Origin of the sequence: Mobilisporobacter senegalensis, assembly GCF_003752155.1 — a bacterium.
In the GTDB taxonomy this organism is placed as follows: domain Bacteria; phylum Bacillota; class Clostridia; order Lachnospirales; family Lachnospiraceae; genus Mobilisporobacter; species Mobilisporobacter senegalensis.
On the sequence record NZ_RJVG01000029.1, the window covers coordinates 1 to 1,001 of the forward strand.

Consider the following 1,001-nt stretch of genomic DNA (forward strand, 5'->3'; position numbering starts at 1 on the left):
CCCAACTTATCTCGTGCAGTCTGACTCCTGATCATCGGCTGTATGGCATTCGGAGTTTGATAATCTTCGGTAAGCTTTGACGCCCCCTAGGATATTCAGTGCTCTACCTCCATCAGTCTAAATCAAGGCTAGCCCTAAAGCTATTTCGAGGAGAACCAGCTATCTCCGGGTTCGATTGGAATTTCTCCCCTATCCACACCTCATCACCACCCTTTTCAACGGATGTGTGTTCGGTCCTCCATTGCCTTTTACGGCAACTTCAACCTGGACATGGATAGATCACCCGGTTTCGGGTCTACGTACACTGACTTCACGCCCTATTAAGACTTGGTTTCCCTTCGGCTCCGGTCTTTTTGACCTTAACCTTGCCAGTAAACGTAACTCGCCGGACCGTTCTACAAAAAGTACGCGGTTCACCACATACGGATGTTCCACAGCTTGTAAACATAGGGTTTCAGGTTCTTTTTCACTCCCCTCCCGGGGTTCTTTTCACCTTTCCTTCACAGTACTATGCGCTATCGGTCACTAAGTAGTATTTAGCCTTGGGGGGTGGTCCCCCCGAGTTCCCACAAGGTTTCTCGTGTCTCGTGGTACTTCGGATCCCGCTCGCTGTCTTCTGATTTCGAATACGAGGCTTTCACTCTCTCTGGCTGGCTTTCCCAAAACCATTCTTCTATCATACGACTCACTTATTGCGGTCCATAACCCCAGAGTGCACGCACTCTGGTTTAGGCTCTTTCCATTTCGCTCGCCACTACTCTGGAAATCGAGTTTTCTTTCTTTTCCTCCGGGTACTTAGATGTTTCAGTTCCCCGGGTTCCCTCTATTAAGCTATGTATTCACTTAATAGTAACGGAGGTTTGCTCCGCTAGGTTTCCCCATTCAGAAATTGCTGGGTCAATGGATATTTGCTCCTCACCAACACTTATCGCAGCTTATCACGTCTTTCTTCGGCTCTTAGTGCCAAGGCATCCACCCTACGCTCTTATTAGCTTGACCTA

The 1,001-nt window shown here is 48.5% G+C and carries 1 rRNA gene; it reads right to left on the minus strand.

Features of this window, described 5'->3' with window-relative positions:
* A 23S ribosomal RNA gene (locus EDD66_RS18285) occupies positions 1–999 on the minus strand; the annotation flags it as partial.
* Positions 1,000–1,001 lie beyond the last annotated feature (2 nt).